Annotated in this window: 21 protein-coding genes; 15 read left to right on the plus strand and 6 right to left on the minus strand. The window is 69.2% G+C overall.

Features of this window, described 5'->3' with window-relative positions:
* Positions 1 to 35: 35 nt before the first annotated feature.
* Positions 36 to 1,127: an inositol-3-phosphate synthase gene (locus ACFFQA_RS22420; protein ID WP_377855436.1), complete on the minus strand. Its 1,092-nt coding sequence runs from the start codon at positions 1,125 to 1,127 to the stop codon at positions 36 to 38.
* A gap of 19 nt (positions 1,128 to 1,146) precedes the next feature.
* A complete protein-coding gene (locus tag ACFFQA_RS22425) occupies positions 1,147 to 1,722 on the minus strand; it encodes a PadR family transcriptional regulator (protein WP_377855439.1) in 576 nt (191 codons plus the stop codon).
* 178 nt (positions 1,723 to 1,900) lie between these two features.
* Here ACFFQA_RS22425 and ACFFQA_RS22430 point away from each other — a divergent pair, with 178 nt between their 5' ends.
* The 4 genes from ACFFQA_RS22430 (at position 1,901) to ACFFQA_RS22445 (ending at position 7,299) form a co-directional block, all read left to right on the plus strand.
* The gene (locus ACFFQA_RS22430; protein WP_377855442.1) at positions 1,901 to 2,302 is read left to right on the plus strand and encodes a DUF5318 domain-containing protein; all 402 of its coding nucleotides are present in this window, start codon (positions 1,901 to 1,903) and stop codon (positions 2,300 to 2,302) included.
* Positions 2,303 to 2,814: 512 nt separating this feature from the next.
* Positions 2,815 to 5,202, plus strand: coding sequence for a transglycosylase domain-containing protein (locus ACFFQA_RS22435; RefSeq protein WP_377855443.1), 2,388 nt, complete (start codon positions 2,815 to 2,817; stop codon positions 5,200 to 5,202).
* A 152-nt stretch (positions 5,203 to 5,354) separates the two neighbouring features.
* A complete protein-coding gene (locus ACFFQA_RS22440) occupies positions 5,355 to 6,947 on the plus strand; it encodes a glycosyltransferase family 87 protein (RefSeq protein WP_377855959.1) in 1,593 nt (530 codons plus the stop codon).
* A 169-nt stretch (positions 6,948 to 7,116) separates the two neighbouring features.
* The gene (locus ACFFQA_RS22445) at positions 7,117 to 7,299 is read left to right on the plus strand and encodes a hypothetical protein (RefSeq protein WP_377855446.1); all 183 of its coding nucleotides are present in this window, start codon (positions 7,117 to 7,119) and stop codon (positions 7,297 to 7,299) included.
* On the opposite strand, the gene ACFFQA_RS22450 is transcribed toward ACFFQA_RS22445, so the two are convergent.
* Positions 7,296 to 8,570: an SGNH/GDSL hydrolase family protein gene (locus ACFFQA_RS22450; RefSeq protein ID WP_377855961.1), complete on the minus strand. Its 1,275-nt coding sequence runs from the start codon at positions 8,568 to 8,570 to the stop codon at positions 7,296 to 7,298. The two genes, ACFFQA_RS22445 and ACFFQA_RS22450, sit on opposite strands and share 4 nt — an antisense overlap.
* Positions 8,571 to 8,790: 220 nt before the next feature.
* Between ACFFQA_RS22450 and ACFFQA_RS22455 the strand changes: the two genes are divergently transcribed.
* On the plus strand, positions 8,791 to 10,059 hold the full coding sequence (locus ACFFQA_RS22455; protein ID WP_377855448.1) for a hypothetical protein: 1,269 nt from the start codon (positions 8,791 to 8,793) through the stop codon (positions 10,057 to 10,059).
* Here the strand turns inward: ACFFQA_RS22455 and ACFFQA_RS22460 are convergent.
* Positions 10,025 to 10,897, minus strand: a complete 873-nt coding sequence (locus tag ACFFQA_RS22460; RefSeq protein ID WP_377855449.1) for a septum formation family protein — start codon at positions 10,895 to 10,897, stop codon at positions 10,025 to 10,027. The two genes, ACFFQA_RS22455 and ACFFQA_RS22460, sit on opposite strands and share 35 nt — an antisense overlap.
* Before the next feature lie 224 nt (positions 10,898 to 11,121).
* Between ACFFQA_RS22460 and ACFFQA_RS22465 the strand changes: the two genes are divergently transcribed.
* Both ACFFQA_RS22465 and mctP read left to right on the plus strand, forming a co-directional pair.
* Positions 11,122 to 11,415 (plus strand): DUF3311 domain-containing protein, encoded by a 294-nt coding sequence (locus ACFFQA_RS22465; RefSeq protein WP_377855452.1) that lies wholly within the window; start codon positions 11,122 to 11,124, stop codon positions 11,413 to 11,415.
* A complete protein-coding gene (mctP, locus tag ACFFQA_RS22470) occupies positions 11,412 to 13,070 on the plus strand; it encodes a monocarboxylate uptake permease MctP (protein WP_377855455.1) in 1,659 nt (552 codons plus the stop codon). Before ACFFQA_RS22465 ends, mctP begins: the two co-directional genes overlap by 4 nt.
* Positions 13,071 to 13,409: 339 nt before the next feature.
* Here mctP and ACFFQA_RS22475 read toward each other — a convergent pair whose 3' ends face one another.
* On the minus strand, positions 13,410 to 14,102 hold the full coding sequence (locus tag ACFFQA_RS22475; protein WP_377855458.1) for a ubiquinone/menaquinone biosynthesis methyltransferase: 693 nt from the start codon (positions 14,100 to 14,102) through the stop codon (positions 13,410 to 13,412).
* Between the two features lie 46 nt (positions 14,103 to 14,148).
* Entirely contained in the window at positions 14,149 to 15,771 is a 1,623-nt protein-coding gene (locus tag ACFFQA_RS22480; RefSeq protein WP_377855461.1) for a hypothetical protein, read from the minus strand.
* A 316-nt stretch (positions 15,772 to 16,087) separates the two neighbouring features.
* Between ACFFQA_RS22480 and ACFFQA_RS22485 the strand changes: the two genes are divergently transcribed.
* The 8 genes from ACFFQA_RS22485 (at position 16,088) to ACFFQA_RS22520 (ending at position 23,968) form a co-directional block, all read left to right on the plus strand.
* The gene (locus tag ACFFQA_RS22485) at positions 16,088 to 17,506 is read left to right on the plus strand and encodes a M20/M25/M40 family metallo-hydrolase (RefSeq protein WP_377855463.1); all 1,419 of its coding nucleotides are present in this window, start codon (positions 16,088 to 16,090) and stop codon (positions 17,504 to 17,506) included.
* 129 nt (positions 17,507 to 17,635) lie between these two features.
* Complete coding sequence (locus ACFFQA_RS22490) at positions 17,636 to 18,439, plus strand: transporter substrate-binding domain-containing protein (RefSeq protein WP_377855466.1); 804 nt, start codon at positions 17,636 to 17,638, stop codon at positions 18,437 to 18,439.
* 61 nt (positions 18,440 to 18,500) lie between these two features.
* On the plus strand, positions 18,501 to 19,325 hold the full coding sequence (locus tag ACFFQA_RS22495) for an amino acid ABC transporter permease (protein WP_377855469.1): 825 nt from the start codon (positions 18,501 to 18,503) through the stop codon (positions 19,323 to 19,325).
* 1 nt (position 19,326) lies between these two features.
* On the plus strand, positions 19,327 to 20,085 hold the full coding sequence (locus tag ACFFQA_RS22500; RefSeq protein ID WP_377855472.1) for an amino acid ABC transporter ATP-binding protein: 759 nt from the start codon (positions 19,327 to 19,329) through the stop codon (positions 20,083 to 20,085).
* Between the two features lie 78 nt (positions 20,086 to 20,163).
* Entirely contained in the window at positions 20,164 to 20,502 is a 339-nt protein-coding gene (locus tag ACFFQA_RS22505; RefSeq protein ID WP_377855475.1) for a hypothetical protein, read from the plus strand.
* A gap of 206 nt (positions 20,503 to 20,708) precedes the next feature.
* Positions 20,709 to 22,055 carry an extracellular solute-binding protein gene (locus ACFFQA_RS22510; protein ID WP_377855478.1) on the plus strand — a complete coding sequence of 449 codons (1,347 nt, stop codon included), beginning with the start codon at positions 20,709 to 20,711 and terminating at the stop codon, positions 22,053 to 22,055.
* Between the two features lie 231 nt (positions 22,056 to 22,286).
* Positions 22,287 to 23,141: a carbohydrate ABC transporter permease gene (locus tag ACFFQA_RS22515; protein ID WP_377855481.1), complete on the plus strand. Its 855-nt coding sequence runs from the start codon at positions 22,287 to 22,289 to the stop codon at positions 23,139 to 23,141.
* Entirely contained in the window at positions 23,138 to 23,968 is an 831-nt protein-coding gene (locus ACFFQA_RS22520) for a carbohydrate ABC transporter permease (protein ID WP_377855483.1), read from the plus strand. The genes ACFFQA_RS22515 and ACFFQA_RS22520 overlap by 4 nt, the downstream gene beginning before the upstream one ends.
* Positions 23,969 to 23,974 lie beyond the last annotated feature (6 nt).

Consider the following 23,974-nt stretch of genomic DNA (forward strand, 5'->3'; position numbering starts at 1 on the left):
AGGGGCGCAACGTCTTCTCGTTGCGCCCCCTGGGCTCAGCGCTCGATCTCACCCCGGATGAACTGCTCCACCCGCTCCCGCGCGAGCGAGTCGGTGTACTGCTCCGGCGGGGACTTCATGAAGTACGAGGACGCCGACAGGATCGGGCCGCCGATCCCCCGGTCCATGGCGATCTTCGCGGCGCGGATCGCGTCGATGATCACGCCTGCGGAGTTCGGCGAGTCCCAGACCTCCAGCTTGTACTCCAGGTTCAGCGGAACGTCACCGAACGCGCGACCCTCCAGCCGGACGTAGGCCCACTTGCGGTCGTCGAGCCACGCGACGTAGTCCGACGGTCCGATGTGGACGTTCTGGCTGCCGAGGTCGTGCTCCAGCTGCGAGGTGACCGCCTGTGTCTTGGAGATCTTCTTGGACTCCAGGCGGTCCCGCTCCAGCATGTTCTTGAAGTCCATGTTGCCGCCGACGTTGAGCTGCATCGTGCGGTCCACGATCACGCCGCGGTCCTCGAACAGCTTCGCCAGAACGCGGTGCGTGATCGTCGCACCGACCTGGGACTTGATGTCGTCGCCGACGATCGGCACACCGGCCGCGCGGAACTTCTCCGCCCACTCCGGGTCCGAGGCGATGAACACCGGCAGCGCGTTGACGTAGGCGACCCCGGCGTCGATGGCGCACTGCGCGTAGAACCGGCTCGCCGCCTCGGAGCCGACCGGCAGGTACGCCACGAGCACGTCCGCCCTTGCCTCGCGCAGGGCCGCCGCGATGTCCACCGGCTCCTCGTCGGACTCGGTGATCGTCTCGCGGTAGTACCTGCCGAGGCCGTCCAGGGTGTGCCCGCGCTGCACCGCGACGCCGAGCGGCGGGACGTCGCAGATCTTGATCGTGTTGTTCTCGCTGGCCACGATCGCCTCGGACAGGTCGCGGCCGACCTTCTTCGCGTCAACGTCGAACGCGGCGACGAACTCGACGTCGCGCACGTGGTAGTCGCCGAACTGCACGTGCATGAGGCCCGGAACCCGGGCGTCGGGTTCGGCGTCCCGGTAGTAGTGCACGCCCTGTACTAAGGACGCCGCACAGTTTCCGACGCCGACGATGGCCACCCGCACCGTGTTGCGGTCTCCGCCCATGACCGGGTTCCTCCTTGGGTTATCTGGCTTGGTCCGCGCGGTCGCCGTGGTCCGGGCAAAGCTCGCCACCGCCCCGCTCCCGCGCGATGAGTTCGTCGAGCCACAGCGCTTCGCGTTCGGTGCTGTCCAGGCTCATCCGGTGCAGCTCGCGCACGTACTGGTCGGTCAGCCGGGCGGACTGGGCGAGCGCGGCCCGCAGCCCTTCCGCCCGTTCGGCCAGCCACTGCCTGCGCCCGTGCAGGATCCGCACCCGCACCGACGCCGGTGTCCGCGAGAAGAACGCGAGCCGCACGCCGAAGCACTCGTCCTCCCACGCCTGCTGGCCGTCCTCCGCCAGCAGTGCCGTGAAGTGCTCCCGTCCTCGCGGCGTGAGGTTGTACACCTTCCGGTTCCGGCCGCTGGGGGAATTCCCGGTGCCGGCTCCGGCGTTCTCCTCAGCGATGAGCTCGGCGCGTTGCAGCCGTCCCAGCGCCGGGTAGAGCGAGCCGAAGGAGAACGAGCGCAGCCCGCACAACAGCCCGCACAGCTGTTTGCGCAGCTCATAGCCGTGCATCGGGTGTCGATGCAGCAGGCCGAGAATCGCGAGCTCCAGCACCGGCACCTCCTCGCACTCGTCACGCGGGCCATCGGTGACTATATCGAGCCGATATACCCATCCCCTACCTCCGCACCTACGTGATTCAGCCGACATCACCCGGTCTGACCTGGGGTGGCGCGGTGCTGCCCTGAACGGCTCACGAGCCTTCACAGGCTCGGCACGTACGCTGTTGGGCGTGCGAACCCAGCGGCAGGTGGTCGACTACGCGTTGCAGCGCAGAGCGCTGCTCGCGGAGGTCTACGCGGGTCGGACGGGTGTCGCCGAAGTCTGTGACGCCAGCCCTTATCTCCTGAGGGCGGCCAAGTTCCACGGGCAGCCGAGCACCACGACGTGCCCGGTCTGCCGCAAGGAGCCGCTGACGCACGTGTCCTGGGTCTACGGGGACGAGCTCAAGCACGCCGCCGGTTCCGCCCGCACCGCGGAGGAACTGGTCAAGCTGGCAACTCTGTACGAGGAGTTCACCGTCTACGTGGTTGAGGTCTGCCGCACGTGCGGTTGGAACCACCTGGTGCAGTCATACGTCCTGGGGACGCGTGGTCTGCCCAGCCCATCGCGGAGGAAGACCGCGTCGGAGTGAGCCAACACGCACTGGTGCTGGAGTCCCACGGGGGAACGGAGAACTACACCGAGCGGCGTCCTGTCGGGGCGACGCCGGTTTCTGGAGGCTAAGTCGTGAACGACGAGCGCAACCGACCTGACGGCGGAGGGCGCGGGTCCGGCCCTGGGCCGGAACAACCGAACGAGAGCACCGGCTTCTGGAGCCCCCAGTGGGACGATGACGACGCTCCCCCGGCTCGCCCGCCGCAGCCGCCAGGCGGTGCCCGCCCCGGCGGTCCGCCGCCGCGTCCCGCCACGCCTCCCGGAGGGATCCCCCCAGCCGGTGGTCCGCGACCGCCGCAGGGACCCAACCGTCCCCCCGGCGCCCCCATGGGACCGCCGCCGGGTAGGCCGCCGCAGAACGGTCCCGGTGGACAGTATGGACCCAACGGTCCGAATGGTCCGAATGGCCCCACTGGTCCCAACGGTCCCGGTGGGTTCCCGCCGCCCGGTCCGCCGCCGCGGCGCAACCCCGACGAGGCGCGGACGCAGATGATCCAGGCCCCGACGGAGATGATCGCTCCGGTCGAGGAGGACTACCCGCGCGAGCCGCAGCTGCTGACCCACCGCGAGCCGATCCCCGGAGGCGAGGACTTCGAGAACCACGCCGACGGGCTCGACGGCGAGGACGGGGAGCTGACCGAGGAGGAGGAGCGCAGGCTGCGCAAGAAGAAGATCTGGCGCCGCGTCCGCCGCACCTGCTACGTGCTCGGCGGGCTGGCGATCATCGGTCCGATCGTGGCGTTCATCATCACCTACTACTCGGTCGACGTGAAGAGCCCGCAGGAGTACCTGGCCGAGCAGGGCAAGACCGTCACGCTGATGTTCAGCGACGGCAAGACGCCGATGAGCAAGATCGTTCCGGAGAACGGGAACCGGACCTACGTCACGCACAACGAGGTTCCGGAGATCGTCCGGCGAGCCATCACCTCGACCGAGGACGCCTCGTTCTACGAGAACCCCGGCTTCGACCCGATCGGCATCCTGCGCGCGGTGTGGAACCAGGCGACCACCGGTGTCGGCGGTGGCTCCGGCATCACCCAGCAGTACGTGAAGCTGTCCACGGGCGAGAACGACAACACCCTCAGCCGCAAGTGGGTCGAGCTGGTCAAGTCCTTCAAGATGAACGTCCAGCAGGACAAAGAAAAGATCATGGAGGCGTACCTCAACACGGCTCAGTTCCGGGCGAGGACGATCGGGATCGACGCCGGTGCCCAGGCGATGTTCGGCAAGAGCGTCAAGGACATCAAGGACCCGGCCGAGGCCGCGTTGCTGGCCGCCGTGCTCCAGGCGCCGTCCCGGCTGGACCCGGACCGCAACCGGGATGCCGTCGAGGACCGCTGGCGCAACCTCGTCCTGCCCCGGATGGCCAAGGGTGGCTGGATCACCGAGGAACAGGCGAAGACCCTGCCGTTCCCCCAGGTGCAGCCCCGGTCGACCAAGACCAACGGCGGCATCAGCGGTCCGATGCTGCACATCCAGGACCAGATCCTGTCGGAGCTGGAAGACACGCTGAAGATCAAGGAGAACGATCTGCTCAAGAAGGGGCAGAACGGTCTCACCATCGTCACCACCATCGACCCGGGGGCGCAGCAGGCTGCCGAGGCCGCGGTGGAGAAGGTGATGGGGCGCAACGTCGAGTCACTGCGCAGCGCCCTCGTCGCCGTTGACCCGAAGAGCGGTGGGGTCCAGGCGTACTACGGCGGTGAGAACGGCGCTGGTCTCGACTTCGCCCAGTCCCCGCAGGAGCCCGGCTCCTCGTTCAAGCCGTTCGTCGCCTTGGCGGGACTGGAGAACAACATCGGGCTGGGGGCGACCTACGACGGAACCTCTGGCATCCCCATCGCCGGCCGCAACTGGAACAACTCCGGCAACAGCAGCGAATGCGGCAAGCAGTGCTCCGTGCGCGAAGCGATGAAGATGTCGGTCAACACCGTGTTCATCAAGATGGCGGTGGACCTCAAGCCCCTCACGATCTCCGAAGCCGCCTGGCAGGCCGGCATCCCGAAGGAGATCAAGGGCAAGAAGACCCTCGTCGGTGCGAATGGCAGTCCGCCATACGCGGACATCGCGATCGGTGGTGGCACCACCGCGGTGCGCACGATCGACATGGCCGGTGCCTACGCGACCTTCGCCAACGACGGCATGAAGATCCAGCCGCACTTCGTGAAGGAGGTGCTCGACGGCCAGCAGCCCTACGAGCCCGACTACGAGAAGCGGCACTTCGCGGAGAAGGCCGCGTTCGACGACGCCGACAGTGACCGCAACGCCAACCTGGCGCGCAACGTCACCGAGTCGATGAGCGAGGTCGCCAGCTACTCCAGGCTCGCGCTCAAGGGCAACCGGCCGGTGGCGTCCAAGACCGGAACGCACCAGTACAAGGACACCGCCCAGAACTCGAAGGCGTGGATGGTCGGCTACACCCCGCAGATCTCCGCCGCCGTGTGGGTCGGTTCCGAGCAGCTGATGGCGATCAGGGGCAACTACCCCTCGGGCATGCACGACATCTACGGCAGGCACGAGCCCGGCCAGATCTGGAAGGAGTTCATGGACTCCTACCTCACCGGCAAGCCCGTCGTGCCGTTCCAGAAGGCCAAGGGGATCGGCCAGTACCAGGAGCCGCCGAAGCCGACGACGCCGCCGACGACCACGACCCCTCCGCAGACCACGACCACCCCGCCCGACGAGACCACCACTCCGTCGCGGCCGACGACCACGTCGTCCAAGTGGTGCCCGCCGTGGGACCCGGACTGCAAGCCCACCAAGCCCTCGAAGCCCACCACCACCAAGTCCAGCGACGGCCAGGAACGCGGTGGCGGCAGCGGCGGCGGTGGCGGCGGTGGCGGGGGCGGGGGCGGACGCGACCCCGGCAGCGGTTGACCCAGCTGAAAGCAGAGTTGCGGGACGGCCACCACCCGAGTTCGGGTGGTGGCCGTTTTCTTCGCGCTGTTCGGCGGCTTGTCCGGTGTCGCTCTCCGCGCTCACGTAGCATCCGGCCCGTGTCCAGCCGTGATCCACAGCCGTCGCAGGACCTGCCAGAGGAAGCGTCGCCTCAGCAGAACTCCGTCGCCGACTCCGCGTCGCTGACCCCGGCCGACCGCATCGTGCCGACCTGGAGCGAGCCGTTGGCGTTCCACGCGAGCAGGCCCTTCGGTGGTCCGCTCGGCAGACACGCGGTGCTCGGGCGGCACTGGTTCTGGACACCGCTGCGGGTGGTGCTGCTGCTCGCCACGGTCACCCTCGTCCTCGGCTGGTTCGCCAAGTCGCCGTGCCTGCAGACCTACGTCGACGACAACGGCACCGTCCAGCTGGACTGGCGCGACTCCAGGCAGTACGTCGCGATGTGCTACTCCGACACGGTTCCGCTCTACACGGCCGAACGCCTAGACAAGGGCGCTTTCCCTTACGCCACTTCGTGGGTGGAGAACGAGGGCCAGCCCAACGAACAGGTCCGCTACATGGAGTACCCGGTGCTGACCGGGCTGTTCCAGTGGTTCAACGCCAAGCTCACCGCCGGGTGGACCGCGCTCGCCGCCGACGGCTGGCTCCCCAGCACGATGCCCGTCGTCGTGTACTTCGACTTCACCGCCTTGTGGCTGGCGTTGGCGTGGCTGGTCACCATCTGGGCGACCGTGCAGCTGGCGGGCAGAAGGCCGTGGGACGCCGCGATCGCCGCGCTGTCACTGCTCGTCGTGGTGCACGCCTTCACCAACTTCGACACCCTGGCAACGGCGTTCGCCGCCGTCGGGATGCTCGCGTGGGCGCGGAAGAAACCGATCCTGGCCGGAGTGCTGATCGGCCTGGGCGCCGCCGCGAAGCTCTATCCGCTGTTCCTGCTCGGACCGCTGCTCGTGTTGTGCCTGCGCGGCGGGAAGATGGGCGCGTGGCTGCGCACCACGGGTGCCACCGTCGTCGCGTGGAGCGCGGTGAACCTGCCGATCATGCTGCTCTACCCCGCTGGGTGGTGGGAGTTCTTCCGGCTCAACTCCGAGCGCGGCGTCGACCCGGACACGATCTACAACGCGCTGATGTACTTCACCGGCTGGGCGGGTTTCGACGGTCCGCTGGCGCACGGACAGGCGCCGACGATCCTCAACGCGGTGACCGCCGTGCTGTTCGGCCTGTGCTGTGCGGGAGTCGGTTGGGTCGCGTTGTCCGCACCGACCCGACCACGCGTGGCGCAGCTGATGTTCCTCGTGGTTGCGGCGTTCCTGTTGACCAACAAGGTGTGGAGCCCGCAGTACTCGCTGTGGCTGGTCCCGCTCGCGGTGCTGGCGCTGCCGAGGTGGCGGCTGCTGCTCGCGTGGATGGCGGTCGACGCGCTGGTGTGGGTGCCGCGCATGTACTTCTACCTCGGCGAGTCCAACAAGGGCCTGCCCGCTGACTGGTTCCTGGGCACGGTACTGGTGCGCGACGCCATGGTCGTGGTGCTGTGCGTGCTGGTGATCAGGGACATCTACCGCCCCGGCCGGGACAAGGTGCGCTACGCGGGGCAGGACGATCCCACCGGCGGTGTGCTCGACGGCGCCGAGGACAGGTTTGTGTTGCGGCGCAAGGAAAAGCCGCCGGTGGACGTGGAGGAGCCGCCCGCCGAGGGGCTGGAAAGGGTGACGCCGCGCCAGTAAGCTCCTGAGGAGAGCGAGGGCGAGGTGGTTCACCTGGACTCGATGGGACTGGCGCTGATCAGCCTTTTCTCATACGACCCACGGTGATCCGGCAATTGTCCAGAGCCCGGGAGGGCTCCTCCTCTCCGGCGGCCTGTTCGCCCTGATCGCGGGCGCGGTCACCTTCTCGGTGCGGTTCTTCTTCGGCTTGGCCGGTCTCCTGCTCGCGCGCCTGCGGGAACGCCCGGCGCGAAACGAGGTCCGCGACGCCGCCAACGTCGTGCAGGCCCACACCATCAACGGCGACGTCACCTTCTGCCACGGCTCCCGCTGCCGCCAGGACGACCGGCAGCGGGAGCCAGGTCGGCACTAGAGCAGGGCGAGGTCGATCGCGTCGGCCATGGCCTTGAAGCCCGCGTCGCCGGGGTGCAGCCTGTCGCCGGAGTCGAACTCCGCGCGCATCTTCTGCGGGTCCTGCGGGTCGCGGACGGCGCGGTCGAAGTCGACCACCCCGTCGAAGATCCGGCCGGAGCGGATCGCCTCGTTGACCTTCACGCGGGTGGCTTCCAGGGTCTCGTCGTAGGTGCGCCAGCCCTTGAACGGCGTGATCGTGCCGCCGATGACCCGGATTCCGCGCGCGTGCGCCTGGAGCACGATCTGCCGCATGCCCGCGATGATCTGCTCGGGGTCGGTCTGGTGCGGGGTCTGCTGGATGTCGTTGATGCCCTCCAGCAGGATCATCGTGCGGACGCCGGTGCTGGTCAGCACGTCACGGTCCAGGCGGGCCAGCGCGTTCACGCCCGCGCTCGGGTTGCCGCCGTCGAGCAGGATGCGGTTGGCGCTGATGCCGGAGTTGAGCACGCCCAGCTGCCTCGGGCGCGGCCGGGCGAGCAGCCGGTCGGCGAGGTGGTCCGGCCAGCGGCGGTTGGTGCTCGCCGTGCCGCCGACGCCGTCGGTGATCGAGTCGCCGAGGGCCACCACCGCGCCGCGCACCTCCGGCGCGAGCACGTCGACGCCCGCCACGTAGTGCCAGACGCTGGTCTTCTCGGTGAACGACGTGCCCGACTCCTCCGCGGCCTTGTCGCCGTCGCGGGTGAAGAACGAGGTCTGCATCGCGGCCGGGTGGTAGGTCACCGGTCCGGACGGGGTCGGGGTGAACGTGGTGACCAGCAGGTCCCCGTCGGCGGGCACAGCGAGCCGGACCGGGTCGCTGACCACCTCGGCGCCCGCGGGCACCGTGGTCGTCTTGGCGCCGCCGAAGGTCAGCTCGCGCATGGTGCCCGCGACCGCCTTGGGGCCGGTGCCGCTCTCCGCCACCGCGACCGTCGCGCTGATCGGCAGCGGGGACTTGCCGAAGGCGTTGGACAGCCGCACGCGGGCGGTGCCGCCACCGATGCTGGTGTGCACGATGTTGCGGATCGAGTGGTTGGGGTAGCCGTTGGGCGTGTTGTCCACGCCCGCGGCGGGGGCGGTCTGCCAGGTGCCCACCCAGCCACCGAGCGCGGCGGGGACCGGAGCGGCGGCGTCGACGCCCGCCTCCCCCGCCGTCGCCGTCGAGCCTGCGGTCGAGGACACCGTCGTGCACAGCACGAGTGCGGCGACCGTGGCCGCGGCGACGGTCAGCCGTTGCCCCTTGATCAACATGCGGTCGTCCTTCCGGTCGGGCGGCGCGTCGGTGGCGGCGAGCGCCGGCAACCCCACCACCCTGACCCCTGTGGTGGCGTTCCCACCAGAGGGTGGACTACCTCGTTTCTGGTCAACATCGGTAACCCCGTCGAGTGCCAGAGCGGATCTCCGCAGGTGAAGCCGTCACATCCGGGTTAGTTTCCGCAGGTCCCCCACTGTGCCGCCCCAGGACCGCCAGATGCGCATTCGCCACCTGCTGCTCGCCGCGCTCGTCGCCGTGACGTCGTTCTCCCTCGCCGCCCCCACCGCCATCGCCGCGCCCGTGCCGAGCTACAACGGCACGCACTCCGGCTCGGCGACCCTGTTCGACCCGAGGTCGCAGCCCGCGCACTTCGGCTACGACCCCGCGCTCGCGGTCAGCCCCGCCGAGCTGGCGCAGAGCGCGCCCGACGCCGCCGCCACGTTCACCACGACCATCTCCGCCGACCGGGCGGCCACCTTCTACGACGGCGCGCCCGAGTCGACCGCGGTCGGGTTCCTGCGGGTGCTCGACGGCGAGGCGGTCAGCCACAAGACCCCGCTCGCCACCCCGGACCACGACGGCGACCCGATGCTGTTCACCCGCTACGTCAACGGCGCGAGCAGCATGTTCTGCGTCAACAACCAGTTCAACCGCGGCGGCAGGTTCGTGTTCGAGGAGGGCGTGCACTGCGCCGACCCGCTCGACGCGCCCGGGCACGAGGAGCCCGCCGAGGACGTGGCGTCGCTGCGCTACACCGTGCAGCTCCGGCAGGACAACACCTACACCGCGCGGGTCGACGCGGTGGACGTCGCGGGCCAGGTGGTCGAGGACTACGAGCCGCAGGGGCAGCTGCCGTACACCTTCACCGGCGTGCTGCCCGGCGAGCCCACGACGAAGTACGTGCCGTTCGTGCGGCTGCGGCCGGGGGCGTTGACCGGCGGGGCGTGGAAGTACCAGGTCGCGGGCTCGGACCTGACCACGACCAGGCCGATGCCGACCGCGCGGATCGGGCAGGTCGACTGCGCCGCCGGACCAGCGACCAGCGTCGAGGTCGGCAACGCCACCGGCACCGCGATCGCGCGCTATCGGGTGCTGGTCAACGGGCAGGTCATGCGCGCGGGCCTGCTCCCGCCGGGCGGGGCGGAACGGGTGCTCGTGCCGCTGACCGACGGCATGCTCGACACCGTGCAGGTCAGGAACGGCAACGACCGCACGGTCTCCGAAGCGCAGCTGCGCGTGCACTGCGAGATCGACATCGCGCCGACCACGGCGCGGCCGACGACCTCGGAGGCCCCGGTGCACGCGGTGGCCAAGCCACCGGACGCGCGGGCGGAGTTCACCGGGACGCCGGGCGGAGGGTTCGGGCCGTGGATGTCCGTGGCGATGCTGGCCGTCCTGGCCGGGATCGCGCTGCTCGTGCTCAACCTCTGGCACCGCAGCCGCCGGGTGGTCAGCCGGGCAGCGGCGCACTCTCGCCGATGTTGAGCAGCGTCTTGGTCAGCGGCTTCGCCGACTCCAGGTAGCAGACCGCGGTGGTGTAGCCGAGCGGCCAGTCCTTGGTTTCCGGCAGCCGCCAGGTCAGCGTCAGGTCCTTCCGCCCGTTCGGGGCGGCGAGGTACTGGTTGGACATCGCCTTGCAGTGCGGCTCGGCCGCCGCGTTCATCTGCTCCGCGGAAGGGGGCGGGTCGCTCGGCTTGCCGAGCGAGAGCACCCACGGCACGGCCTCGCCGAGGTGCGGCTGGTCGCACGGGGCGATCTTGAGCTGGTTGTCCCTCGACGGCGAGCCCGCCGTGCAGACCTGGAAGCGGTAGTAGCTGGTGCCCGCCATGGCGGCGCGCACCGATCCGGTCCGGCTCATCGGCTTGTCGTCCGGGCCGAGCTCGACCGCGGCGCAGGTCAGCCACCGCTCGCCCTTGGCCCAGCCCTCACGGGTCGGCCACACCGGCCACGCCTGGAGCCTGCTCGCGTCGAGCTGGTCGCCGACGTAGGACAGCGCGTGCGCCCGGCACTGCGGCAGCGCCGCGGCCAGCAGCGTGGCCTCGTCCGGGTACTCCTTGGGCATGGTCGCCGGGAACCGGTCCGGCTGGGTGACCTCCAGGTCGTGCGGCTGCGCGCAGTCCACGACGACGAAGCGCTTGCCGTCGATGCACTGCGCGGCCAGCGCCGTGCCGGAAGGGCTGGCCGGGGCGGCCTGCGGGCGCACCGAGCTGGGCAGCGGTGTGACCGGCAGCGGCTCCGGCCGGACCAGGGTGGTGCAGCCGGTGACCAGGGCGAGCGCGGACAGCACGACCAGCGTGGTCCCACCCCGCTTGTGCCTGCGCATGTCCCTCCCCGTTCGCTCCCTCGGCGAACGGTACCGGGATTCGTCCCGGCAGTCCCGTCCACGGGCGCCAGGTCACGATTCGGTCATTCGTGTCCGTGCGGCGGAGTTCTTCTGGGTGACGCCGAGATCGGTCGAGACTTAACATCCGCGCGACACCGCCACACCGCCGTGACCCGTCGGGAACCGGCTGAGCTGCGCGGTCGGAGAGTTCGGAGGGAAACCCGATGGCGTCTGGACCACCGTCCAACGCGGGTGGGACGAGTCCGACGGGGCTGCGCTGGAACGCGTGGAACCTGTTGTTGATCATCCCGCTCGCCATGCTGTTCACGCCCATGATCAACCTGGATGAGCCCAGGGTGCTCGGGCTGCCGTTCTTCTACTGGTCCCAGTTCGCCTTCGTGCCGATCGGCGTGATCTGCGTCGGCCTGGTCTACGTCAAGACCAAGGACGAGCCCGTTGTCACGGACAAGCCCGACCACCTCTCGGTCGACGACCTCGACGAGGGGGACAAGCGATGAGCCTGGACAACGTGCAGTGGACCGAGCTGATCGTGTTCACCGCGCTGTTCCTCGTGGTCAGCGTGATGGGCTTCGTGGCGTCCCGGTGGAAGGCCGGTGACACCCTGGAGCACCTCGACGAGTGGGGCCTCGGCGGCCGCAAGTTCGGCTCGTGGATCACCTGGTTCCTGGTCGGCGGTGACCTCTACACCGCCTACACCTTCGTCGCGGTGCCCGCGCTGATCTTCGGCGCCGGCGCGATGGGCTTCTTCGCGCTGCCCTACACCGTGATCCTCTACCCGATCGTGTTCCTGCCGCTGCTGCGGATGTGGTCGGTCTCCCGGGTGCACGGCTACGTGACGCCGGCCGACTTCGTGAAGGGCCGCTACGGCTCCCGGCCGCTCGCGCTGCTGATCGCGATCACCGGCATCGTCGCGACCATGCCCTACATCGCGTTGCAGCTGGTGGGCCTTGAGGCCGTGCTGCGCACGATGGGCCTCAACGGCAGCGGCTTCCTCGGCCACCTTCCGCTGTTCGTCGGCTTCCTGATCCTGGCGGTCTACACCTACCAGGCGGGCCTGCGCGCGCCCGCGCTGATCGCCTTCGTCAAGGACACGCTGATCTACATCGTCATCCTGGTCGCGGTGATCTACCTGCCCGCCAAGCTCGGCGGCTGGTCCACGATCTTCGACAAGTCGGCCGAGCTGCTGTCCGCGCCCGGCGCGAACGGGGCGCCGAAGGGCTCGACGCTGCTCACGCCGAACAACCAGCTCCAGTACGCCACGCTGGCGCTGGGCTCGGCGCTGGCGCTGTTCCTCTACCCGCACTCGCTGACCGGCATCCTGGCGTCCAAGGGGCGCAAGGTGATCAAGAAGAACATGGTCGCGCTGCCGGCGTACTCGCTGCTGCTGGGGCTGCTCGCGCTGCTCGGCTACGTCGCGCTGGTCTCCGGGGCGAAGCCGATCACCAACGCGGCCACCGGAAGGCCGGACACCAACACCATCGTCCCGGTGCTGTTCGACCAGCAGTTCTCCGGCTGGTTCGCGGGAGTCGCCTTCGCCGCCATCGGCATCGGCGCGCTGGTGCCGGCGGCGATCATGTCCATCGCCGCCGCGAACCTGTGGACCCGCAACATCTACAAGGAGTACATGCGCAAGGACGCGACCCCGCAGCAGGAGGCCAAGCAGGCCAAGCTCGCCTCGCTGGTGGTCAAGTTCGGCGCGGTGCTGTTCATCGTGTTCGTCGACCCGCAGTTCTCCATCGACCTGCAGCTGATCGGCGGCGTGATCATCCTGCAGACGCTGCCGACGGTGGCGATCGCGCTCTACACCCGCTGGTTCCACGTGTGGGGCCTCATCTCCGGCTGGGTCGCGGGCATGGCCTACGGGTTCTGGCTGCTCTACCAGATCCCGAACCCGGCGGCGGGCAAGGCGCACTTCGGTGGTTCGGCGCTGACGCTGGACAAGCTGACGCTGTTCGGCTGGGCGCCGTTCGAGGGCTCCAAGGTGCAGATCTACGTCGGTTTCGTGGCGCTGGTGGTGAACCTGGTGGTGGCCGTCGTGGTCACGCTGGTCGCCAGGAAGCTGCGCAAGCCCAACGGCACCGACGAGACCAACCCCGAGGACTACCACGCCGACGAGGGCGACCCGAAGCTCAAGCCGGTCGCCGCGCATTAGGCACGCTCCACCAGGAAGGGCACCCGGGAACGGGTGCCCTTTTTGGTGCGCTGGAACCACCGCCGCGAGAGCAGCACATCGCAGGCTTCGGAGAAGCACCTCCGACCGGTCGCCGCCCGTGCCCCGACGTGTGCCCGCGTGCGCGCGGCCTGGCTGGCGTGGTCGAGGTTTTCGCGTTTTGTCACCTATTTGCGCAAGAGAGCGCTCCCATTTCGCGCTAAGGTGCCAAAACGCGAAACGAGGGGTGGGCGGGGCGGGCGTCGACGTGACGGCGCAGCCGGTGGGATCGCTGGAGTCCGCTGCTCGCAAGGCCGTCAGCAGGCCGTTCTGAGCCCTCGCTCAGCGCGCGACGGCGGTGTGCAGGTGGACGACACCGCCGTCGAGGCCGCGCCAGGCGACGTCGCTCCAGCCGGACGCGGCGATCTGCCCGGCGAGCGCGGACGGCGCGGGCCAGGCCTGGATCGACTCGGCGAGGTAGACGTAGGCCTCCGGGTTGCTGCTGATGCGCTTTCCGATCATCGGAACGATCCGGCGCAGGTACACCCGCCACAGGGCACGGGGAACGGTGGCGGGAGGCATGCTGAACTCGCACACGACCAGGCGGCCGCCGGGCCGGGTCACCCGGCGCATCTCGCGCAGCGCCGCCTGCGGGTCGGAGATGTTGCGCAGCCCGAACGAGATCGTCGTCGCGTCGAAGGAGCCCGCCGCGAACGGCAGCGCCATGGCGTCGGCGGCAACCCGGCTCAGGCCCGGGTGCCTGCGTCCCGCGACGTCGAGCATGCCGAGGGAGAAGTCGGAGGCGATGACGGCGCCGCCGTGCCGGGCGATGATCGCGCTGGAGGTCCCGGTGCCCGCGGCGACGTCCAGGATCCGGGTGCCGGGCCCGGCGTGCGCCGCGGCGGCCATCCGCCGCCCCCAGGCGTCCATCCGGCCCCACCACAACCGGTTCCGGGTGCGGTCGTAGCCCGCGGCGACCTGGTCGAACATCGCCGAGACCTGGGCCGTGTCCTTGCTCAGGTCCGCTCTCACCATGACCGGATGGTAACGCCGTCCGCGCTGGGAACAGCTGTGGTTTCGGTCAGGGCCCGTGCAATGCGACCAGCGCGGAGTCCCCGTTGCCGGAAGCCTGGCAGGTGATCAGCACCCGCCCGTCGGCCGCGGTCACGTACCTCGGCGGGCAACCGGGCCGCGCGGCGTCCCCGAGCGGTGTGAAGCTCCGGACGTCCAACGCCCGCACCATGTTCTGCTCGATCCGTTGGTAGACCACACCGGACGCGGTTCCCAGGGACACCGCCCCGCTGTCGAACGCGACGTCGGTCTGCGTCAGCGCGCCACCGCCGAAGTCCAACGCCTTGGTGCCGATGCCCTCCCCGGCGGCGACCACGCGGGAGCGGCTGTTGTCCTTCTCCCGCAAGGGAATCAGCCGTCCGTAGTTTCCGAGCTCGACCCGCGCGCCGACCGAACCGTCCTCGCGGAGCCACACCAGCCCGTGGTTCTCCTGGCCGCGTGTGCTCTCCCCGCCGGAGTCCGAGGTGAGCAGCAGCAGTCCGTGGTCGTGGCCGACGATGTCGATCAGCCGGCACGGCGCCGCCCTGCACCGCCGGTCGTCCGGCCGGACCGGCGTCCTCGTCCGGCTCGCCTCGCGGAGGCCGTCCAGCCGGATCACCTCGACCGAGGCGTCGGGACAGGCGTTGCGCACGAAGTAGTTCTCCGCCCCGGCGCCGCGCACCCAGTAGTCCGCGCAGTCGGGGTTCCCGCCGCGCAGCACCTCCTGCCACTTCAGCGTGCGGGCGTCCACCGCGTACACCGCGTCGTCGACGACCCCCGGGCGGCTGGCGTTGACCAACGCGACGGAGCCGAACCGGATCGACGGCTGGTTCTCGCCGGGAGCGCGCACGAAGGAGAAGGTGCTCTCCGGCTGGAGCTCGTACAGGTCGAGGCGGTCCCGGAGATCGCCGGTCATCAGGTCGAAGACCAGTGCCGCGCGGCGGAACTGCGCGAACACCAGGCCCGCATCGGAGTCGATCATGACCTGCATGACGAGGTGCTCGTCAACGGAGTACTGCCACAACGTCTCCCCGGTCGCGGCGTCGCCGACGTACAAGCCCTGCTCGCCCTTGCCGGACCGGTCGCGGACCTCGACCACGACGCCGCGTCCCGGCACGACCACGCCTCCGCTGTAAACCTCGGGCGGCAGCGTGCGGGCCCACGCGACTTCGAGCGGCTTCCCGTCTGCGGGACCGGATGGCTTCCGCGTGGCCGTGGTGTGTTTGAGGTGGCTCCCGTCCGTGCTGTCCTCCAGGAACGCCGACCAACCCCAACCGGCCAGGAGCGCGGCCACGAGCGTCACGGCGACGAGCCAGGTGGGTGCGGTGACGCTGCCGACGGAGAACCAGACCAAGGGGACCAGCAGGAGCCACCCGGCCTGTTGCAGCGGTCCGTGCACCCCGATGCCGAGGACCCGTTCCGCCAGATTGGCGGAGATGTTGGGGGTCCACACCGTGTAGGCGGACACCAGCAGCGCGGCGACGAACGGCAGTGCCGCCGCTCGTCGGTGGAACCACGTCAGGACGACTCCGGCCGCCGTGAGCGCGACGGTGGTCCACCGGACCAGTTCGTTGCCGGACCAGCTCACACAGAACATCGCCACCGCGCACAGCCCGATGACGTCGACGGCCGCTCGGGTCCTGGTCTCCCCCACGGTCCGAGGAGAGTAGCCACACCGGCCACGTGCCCCCTCTTTTCGCGTTTTGTAGCCTTGATGCGAAATGGGAGCGCTCTTTTGCGCATCAAGGTGACAAAACGCGAAAAGCCCGACCACGCCAGCCAGCGCAGGGGGTGCGGGGGCGACGCCGTCTCGGGGCATCGGGACGGCGTGCGGGACAGGCGCTAGCCACACCGGCCGACTCGTGGCCGCCGAACGGACCAAGCTGCCCCGGTTGAGGCGGTTTTTCTTGCGCGCCAAGCGTTTGAGCGCTTCACCCTGCGCAAGCGCCACGACGTGACAGGATGCGGACGTGGACCATGCAGCCCTGAAGACGACCGTCCAGACCCTGTGGGACGGTCCCATCCTGACCAGCCTCTCCGAACTGGTGTCCATCCCCGCCGTCTCCCCCGCCTTCGACGCGGACTGGCAGCGCAACGGGCACCTCGACGCCGCGATCGAGCACGTGCGCGCCTGGGCCGCCGAACGCGACCTGCCCGGTGCGCGGATCGACGTGGTCCAGCTCGACGGCCGCACCCCGGTGCTGCTGGTGGACATCCCGGCGACCCCGGGCGCGGAGGACGCGGGCACCGCACTGCTCTACGGGCACCTGGACAAGCAGCCGCCGGTCGGTGGCTGGTCGGAGGGGCTCGGCCCGTGGACCCCGGTCGTCCGCGACGGCAGGCTCTACGGCCGTGGTTCCGCCGACGACTGCTACTCCGGCTACGCCGCGCTCGGCGCGGTGCTCGCCGTCCGGGCCGCCGGTGGCGCGCACGGCCGCTGCGTCGTGCTGCTGGAGACCGGTGAGGAGTCCGGCAGCCCCGACCTGCCCGCCTACCTCGAACACCTGCGGCCCCGCCTCGGCGAGGTCTCCCTGGTGGTGTGCCTGGACTCCGGCGGCGCCGACTACGAGCGGCTGTGGCTGACCACCTCGCTGCGCGGCATGGTCGCCCTTGAGGTCAAGGTCCAGGTGCTCGACAGCGGCCAGCACTCCGGCATCGCCAGCGGTGTCGTGCCCAGCTCCTTCCGCGTGCTGCGCGAGCTGCTCGACCGCATCGAGGACGCCACGACCGGCGCGATCAAGCTCGCCGAGCTGCACGTGGACATCCCGGAGACGCGGGTCAAGGAGGCGACGGCCGCCGTCTCCGCGCTGCCGGGCATGGTCGTCGGCAGTTTCCCGTTCACCCCCGGCGTGCGAGCGGTGACCGGTGACGAGCTGGAGCTGGAGCTCAACCGCACCTGGCGGCCGACCCTTTCGGTCATCGGCGCGGACGGCCTGCCCACCCCGGCGGACGCGGGCAACGTGCTGCGCCCGAGCACCTCGCTGATGCTGAGCTTCCGGCTGCCGCCGACCGCGGACTCCGAGGTGGCCCTCGCCGCGGTGCGCCGCGTGCTGACCACCGAGGTGCCCTACGACGCGCAGGTCGAGCTCAGCCGGGTGGAGCACGCCGACGGCTGGAACGCCCCGGAGCTGTCCCCGTGGCTGAGCGCCGCGCTGGACCGGGCGGGCTCGGAGGTCTTCGGCCAGCCGTGGGGCGCGCTGGGCATGGGCGGCTCCATCCCGTTCATGGGCCTGCTCCAGGAGGCCTACCCGCAGGCCCAGTTCGTGATCACCGGCGCTCTCGGGCCGGACAGCAACGCGCACGTGCCGGACGAGTCGCTGCGGCTGGACTTCGCGGCGAAGGTGACCGCGGCCATCGCGCATCTGCTCGATGGTCACGGAAAGCGCTGATTTGGACACGTTGCGTAGTTCAAATGTCCGTATAGTCATGCAGCCGTAATCACTGAACCGGTGCGCCTGCCCCATGTGGATGGCAGGATTCCCAGATCTCGATCGATCTCCATCACGAGGAGTTACACCGTGGCCAGACGAACAGGGCTCAAGGCTCTCGCGCTGCTTCCGGCACTGGCGATCGTTGTGGCCGCCTGCGGCTCCGGTGAGCAGGCCGGTGAGGCCAAGGGCGTTCCGCTCGTCGCGGCGGGCAAGCTCAAGACCTGCACCCACCTGCCGTACGAGCCGTTCCAGTTCGAGAAGTCCGGCGAGGTCGTCGGGTTCGACGTCGACCTGGTGGACCTGGTCGCGAAGGATCTTGGCGTCAAGCAGGAGATCATCAACGGCCCGTTCGAGACGATCGAGTCCGGCGAGGACCTCAACGCCAAGAAGTGCGACCTCGCTGCGGCGGGAATGACCATCAAGGAATCCCGTAAGCAGAACTTCGACTTCTCCGCCCCGTACTTCAAGGCGACCCAGGCGCTGCTGGTCAAGAAGTCCTCCGGCATCAACAGCCTGGACCAGCTGAAGGGCAAGAAGCTCGGAGCGCAGTCGGCGACGACGGGCCTCGACTACGCCAACAAGAACGCCAAGCCCCTCGGTGCCGAGGTCGTCGTCTACGAGGACCTCGGCCTGCTGCTGGAGGCCGTGAAGAGCGGTCAGGTCGACGCGGGCATCAACGACAACGGCGTGCTGCTCGACTACGCCAAGAAGAACTCCGACCTCGACGTGACCAAGGAGTTCGACACCAACGAGGACTACGGCATCGGTGTCCGCAAGGGCAACGACAAGCTGCGCGCCAAGATCGACGAGATCATCGCGAAGGCCAAGTCCAGCGGGGAGTACGACGCGATCTACGAGAAGTGGTTCGGCAAGAAGCCGACCAGCAAGTAAGCGTCCCCGAGGGGCCGGTGCCGGGAGGCGGCACCGGCCCCGACGACTTCCAGGAGTACGGATGTCAGGCAAGTCCGGCCTGAGCAAGCGCCAGCGCGCCAAGATCTTCCGAATGTCGCAGTACGCCCTGTTGGCCGTGATCGTCGTGGTGATCGCGATCGTCGCCGACTGGGGGCAGATCAAGCGGGCGTTCTTCGACTTCGATGTCGCCGCCGACCAGTTCCCCAACGTCATCACCATTGCGTTGAAGAACACCCTCGTCTACACGGTCCTCGGGTTCGCGTTCGGCCTGAGCCTGGGCCTGGTGCTGGCGCTGATGCGGCTGTCCTCGGTCGCGCCCTACCGGTGGCTGTCCACCATCTACATCGAGTTCTTCCGCGGCCTGCCCGCGCTGCTGGTGTTCATCGCGATCGGCACCGGCATCCCGCTGGCCTTCCCCAACGTCTTCCTCAGCCGTGAGGTCGCGATCATGCTGGCGCTCGGCCTCGTCGGCGGCGCCTACATGGCCGAGACGATTCGCGCGGGCATCCAGGCCGTGCCCAAGGGCCAGGTCGAGGCGGCCCGTTCGCTGGGCATGTCGCAGGGCCGCGCGATGATCACCATCGTGATCCCGCAGGCGTTCCGGATCATCCTGCCGCCGCTGACCAACGAGCTGATCCTGCTCACCAAGGACTCCTCGCTGGCCTACCTGCTCGGCAGCACCCTGGCCCAGCAGGAGCTGGCGCAGTTCGGCCGCCAGGCGCTGACCCAGTTCAAGAGCCTCACGCCGGTGCTCGTCGTCGGCCTCTGCTATCTGATCATCACGATCCCGCTGTCGCTGCTCTCCCGCAGTCTGGAGAAGAAGTACGGCTCCGGCGGAACGACGACCCGAGGGGTGGGCGGCTGACATGACCGAGCCGATCATCGAGATCACCGGTCTGTGCAAGGCTTTCGGGCCGCTGGAAGTGCTCAAGGGCATCGACCTGACCGTCCAGCGCGGCGAGGTCGTCTGCATCATCGGGCCGTCCGGCTCCGGCAAGTCCACGATGCTGCGCTGCGTGAACCTGCTTGAGGAGCCCACCAGGGGCAAGGTTGTCGTCAACGGGGTCGAGCTGACCGACGAGGACTGCGACATCGACAAGGCGCGGACCCGCGTCGGCATGGTGTTCCAGGGCTTCAACCTGTTCGCGCACCTGAGCGTGCTGGACAACCTCACCATCGCGCAGCGCAAGGTCCTCGGCCGCTCCAAGGACGAGTCCGAGAAGGTCGCGCGGGAGAACCTGGCCAAGGTCGGGCTCAGCGAGAAGGCAGACTCCATGCCGGGCCAGCTCTCCGGCGGCCAGCAGCAGCGGGTGGCCATCGCCCGCGCGCTGTCGATGAACCCGGAGGTGATGCTCTTCGACGAGCCCACCTCCGCGCTGGACCCGGAGCTCGTCGGCGACGTGCTCGGCGTGATGCGCGACCTGGCCGACGACGGCATGACCATGCTCGTGGTCACGCACGAGATGCAGTTCGCCCGCGAGGTCGCCGACCGCGTGCTGTTCATGGACGGCGGCTACGTGGTGGAGGAGGGGCCCGCGGAGCAGGTGATCGGCGCCCCGCGCGAGGAGCGCACCCGGTCGTTCCTCGCCCGCGTGCTCGACCCGGTGCACCAGTCGGGAACCTGACCCGCCCGCTCGGCGCCCGTTTCGCACTCACCGTGATGGGTGCGAAACGGGCTCAGGAGCGGCTTTCCAAGGGGAACTATGGGGATTGAGATCGAGCTGCACTCCAGCCGGCCGGCGCGCGGCAACTGGAAGAAGTCCAGGACCACGCTCGTGCGCGGGTCGTACGAGCACGGTTACGCGCTGGCGGATGTGCTGTCCCGGCTTGAGGAGAACGGCTCCGGCAAGTTGGGCTGGGTGGACCCGTTCGGCGACACGCTGTTCAACGAGCAGGAGGCCGAAGCCGCACTCCTGGAGATTCCCGGCCTGCTCCGCTCGTGCTCCGACGCCGAGGCCACAGCTGCCGTTCGTGACCTCGAAGGGTTGCTGCGGACGTGTGCCAGGACGCCCGGCAGCTACCTCTGGTTCATGGGGGACTGATCACCCGCCGACCCGTCGATGATCAGCTCGCGCACGAGGTCCGATACGGTTTGTGGCGCTGGCGCCGGGCGGCATCCCGGCGTGTCTCCTAAGCCACATGGCCGCTTCAGGAACTCAACCTGTGGGCCGTTGACTTTCACTGAACGCTGGATTTAGGTCGGTGTGATCCACGTCTCAAGCTCTCGCAACTGATGCGAGGAGGGCGAATGTCGTTGCACAGGGCGGTGGCCGCGCTCGCGATCTCGGCGCTGCTGCTGTCGGTCACGGCCTGCGGCAACGGCTCTGACGAGCACTCACTCAAGGTCGTCTACCAGCGCTACGGCGAGGACGTCCGGGTCGAGGCGCACATGAAGCGCACCAAGGAGGCACTGGAGGCCGCCCACCCCGAGATCGAGGTCGAGCTGATCCCGGTGGTGGCTCCGGACAACGAGTACCTGTCCAAGGTGCAGCTCATGCAGCGCTCCCCGGCGACCGCGCCGGACGTGATCTACGAGGACAGCTTCAACATCAACGCGGACGTGGACGCGGGCTACCTGGCCCCGCTCGACGAGTACCTGGCGAAGTGGCCGGACTGGCACCAGATCATCCCGGTCGCCAGGGAGAGCGCCCGCGCGATCGACGGCAAGACCTACGGCGTGCCGATGGCCACCGACACCAGGGGGCTGTGGTTCAACCGGCAGGTCTTCGCGAGCGCGGGGCTCCCGGAGAACTGGCAGCCCAGGACCTGGGAGGACATCCTCACCGCGGCCCGCACGATCAAGGAGCGGGTGCCGGAGGTCATCCCGTTCGCCATGCCGGCCGGCCGCGCCAACGGCGAGGCCGTTGCGATGCAGAGCGTGGAGATGCTGCTCTACGGCACCAGGACCGCCACGCTCTACGACGAGGCGCAGAAGAAGTGGGTCGTGCCGAGCCAGGGCATGGCCGAGACGCTGCGCTTCGTCAACAACGTCTTCGCCACCGGTCTCGGTCCGAGCCCGGCCCAGGTCGCCGACCCGCGCTTCGGTGACCGCGGCATCGAGGAGCTCACCAAGCAGGGCCGCGTCGGCATCCGGCTCGACGGCAGCTGGCTGCCGGCGCACTGGAGCCCCGGCGGCAAGGCGGAGTGGCCGGAGTGGTCGCGGACGATGGCGCCCGCCGCCATGCCGACGCAGTTCGGCCAGGCCCCCGGCCGGGTCAGCCTCTCCGGCGGCTGGACGCTCGCGGTCGGCGCGCGCAGCAAGCAGAAGGAGAACGCGTTCCGGTTCATCACCTCGGCGCTGGACCGGGAGGGCGCGCTGGCGCTCGCGGTCGGCGCTGGTCAGCTGCCGGTGCGCAGGGACATCGCCAAGGGGGACCCGCGCCTGGTCGAGCGCAACCCCACGGTCGCCTTCTGGACCGGACTGATCGACATCACCCACTACCGGCCGACGCTGACGATCTACCCCAGGGTCTCCCAGGAGCTGCAGATCGCGATGGACCAGGTGGTCAACGGCGCCGACGCGGCGGACACGGCCACCGCGTGGGCGGCCAAGGTCACCCGCATCGTCGGGCTCTCCAACACCAGGGCGGGATGACGGCCATTAGCGTGTTTATGGCATTCAAGTACTTATGGCGGTGTCGGAGTTGTCCCGCCTGTCCATAGGCTCGCTCGTAATACCTGTTCCACACAAATACCTGCACCCACATGCACTACATCTCCCCACGTCAGGGAGCCTCTTCGCCATTCGCGCACTTATCGCGCTTTCGGGGTGACCCGAAACCGCCATTCGTGCGCACAAGGCGCCGGGTGCCAGGGGGGAGTGCGCGTGAAGCGGCTGTTGCCGTTGGTGCCAGCGACTGTGCTGCTGGGGCTGTTCCTGGTCGGCCCGGTGCTCTGGACGATCTATCTCTCCTTCACCAACACGGCGCTGAGCGGGGCCGCCGCGCGCGCCCCGCAGTTCACCGGCCTGGACAACTTCGAGCGGATGATCGAGGACCCGGCACTGCTGAACGCGGTGTGGCTGACCGTGGTCTTCACCATCGGCTCCGCCGTGATCGGCCAGAACTGCCTGGGAATGCTGATCGCCGTGCTGCTCGCGGGCCGGTCCGGGCCGCTGCGCTCGGTCGTCGGCGGAGTGGTCGTCGCGGCGTGGGTGTTGCCGGAGCTGGTCGCCGCCTTCGCCGTTTACGCCTTCCTCAACGCCGACGGCAGTCTCAACGCGCTGCTGGAGTGGCTCGGGCTTCCCGGCCAGAACTGGCTCTACACGGCGCCGATGGCCGCGGTCGTGCTGGCGAACGTGTGGCGTGGCACCGCGTTCTCGATGTTGACCTACCAGGCGGCCATGTCCGACGTGCCCGGCGACCTCGTCGAAGCCGCGCAGATGGACGGAGCCGGACCGCTGCGCCGGTTCTGGCACGTCACGCTGCCCCTGATCCGTCGCACGGTCATGACCAACCTGCTGCTGGTCACGTTGCAGACGCTCGGGGTCTTCGCGCTGATCTACGTGCTCACCGCGGGTGGTCCCGGCGAGGCCAGCCAGACTCTGCCGCTGCTGATGTACGAGCAGGCCTTCGTGTTCCGCGAGATCGGATACGGCGCCGCCACCGCGTTGGTGCTGCTCGTCGTCGGCGGGGTGTTCGCCGCCGTCTACGCGCGCTCGCTGCGGGAGGAGCTGCGATGACCACCACTCCGCGAAGACGCGTCGCGACCGCGTTCGTCCACCTGGTGCTCGGCGTGATCGCACTGGTCTTCGCCGCGCCGCTGCTGTGGCTGGTGACGGCAGCGGTGGACGAGAAGGCGGGGCTGCGCGTCGAGATCCCCGAACGGCCCGGGCCTGCCAACCTCCTCGCGGTGCTCGACTGGGAGATCGGCCTGCTGCCCATGATCAATGGTCTGGTGCTCGCCGGGGGAGCCGCGCTGATCTCGGTGACCCTCGCCGCCCTCGCCGCGTATCCGCTCTCGCGCTACCAGCTGCGGTTCAAGCGGCCGTTCCTCTACGTCGTGCTGTTCGCGACCGGACTGCCGATGACGGCCGTGATGGTGCCGGTCTACAGCATGTTCGTGCAGCTCGAACTCGTCGACAGCATGATCGGCACGATGCTGTTCCTCGCCGCGACGTCGCTGCCCTACGCGATCTGGATGACCAAGGGCTTCATGGACAGCGTCCCGCTCAGCCTGGAGGAGGCGGCGTGGATGGACGGCGCTTCCGGCATGCAGTCGCTGCGCCAGGTGGTGCTGCCGCTGATGGTTCCCGGCCTGTCGGTTGTCGGCGTGTTCACCTTCATCGCCGCGTGGGGCAACTTCTTCGTCCCGTTCACCCTGCTGCTCGACCCCGACAAGCAGCCGGCGGCCGTCGGCGTCTTCGCGTTCTTCGGCAGGGCGGGGGTGGAGTCCTACGGGCCGCTCGCCGCGTACTCGTTGCTTTACACCGCGCCCGTGCTGGGCTTGTACTTGATCGTCTCGCGGCGGCTCGGTGGCTCGTTCACGCTGGCGGGCGCGGTGAAGTGATCCTCG

This window comes from Allokutzneria oryzae (genome assembly GCF_042429765.1).
In the GTDB taxonomy this organism is placed as follows: domain Bacteria; phylum Actinomycetota; class Actinomycetes; order Mycobacteriales; family Pseudonocardiaceae; genus Allokutzneria; species Allokutzneria oryzae.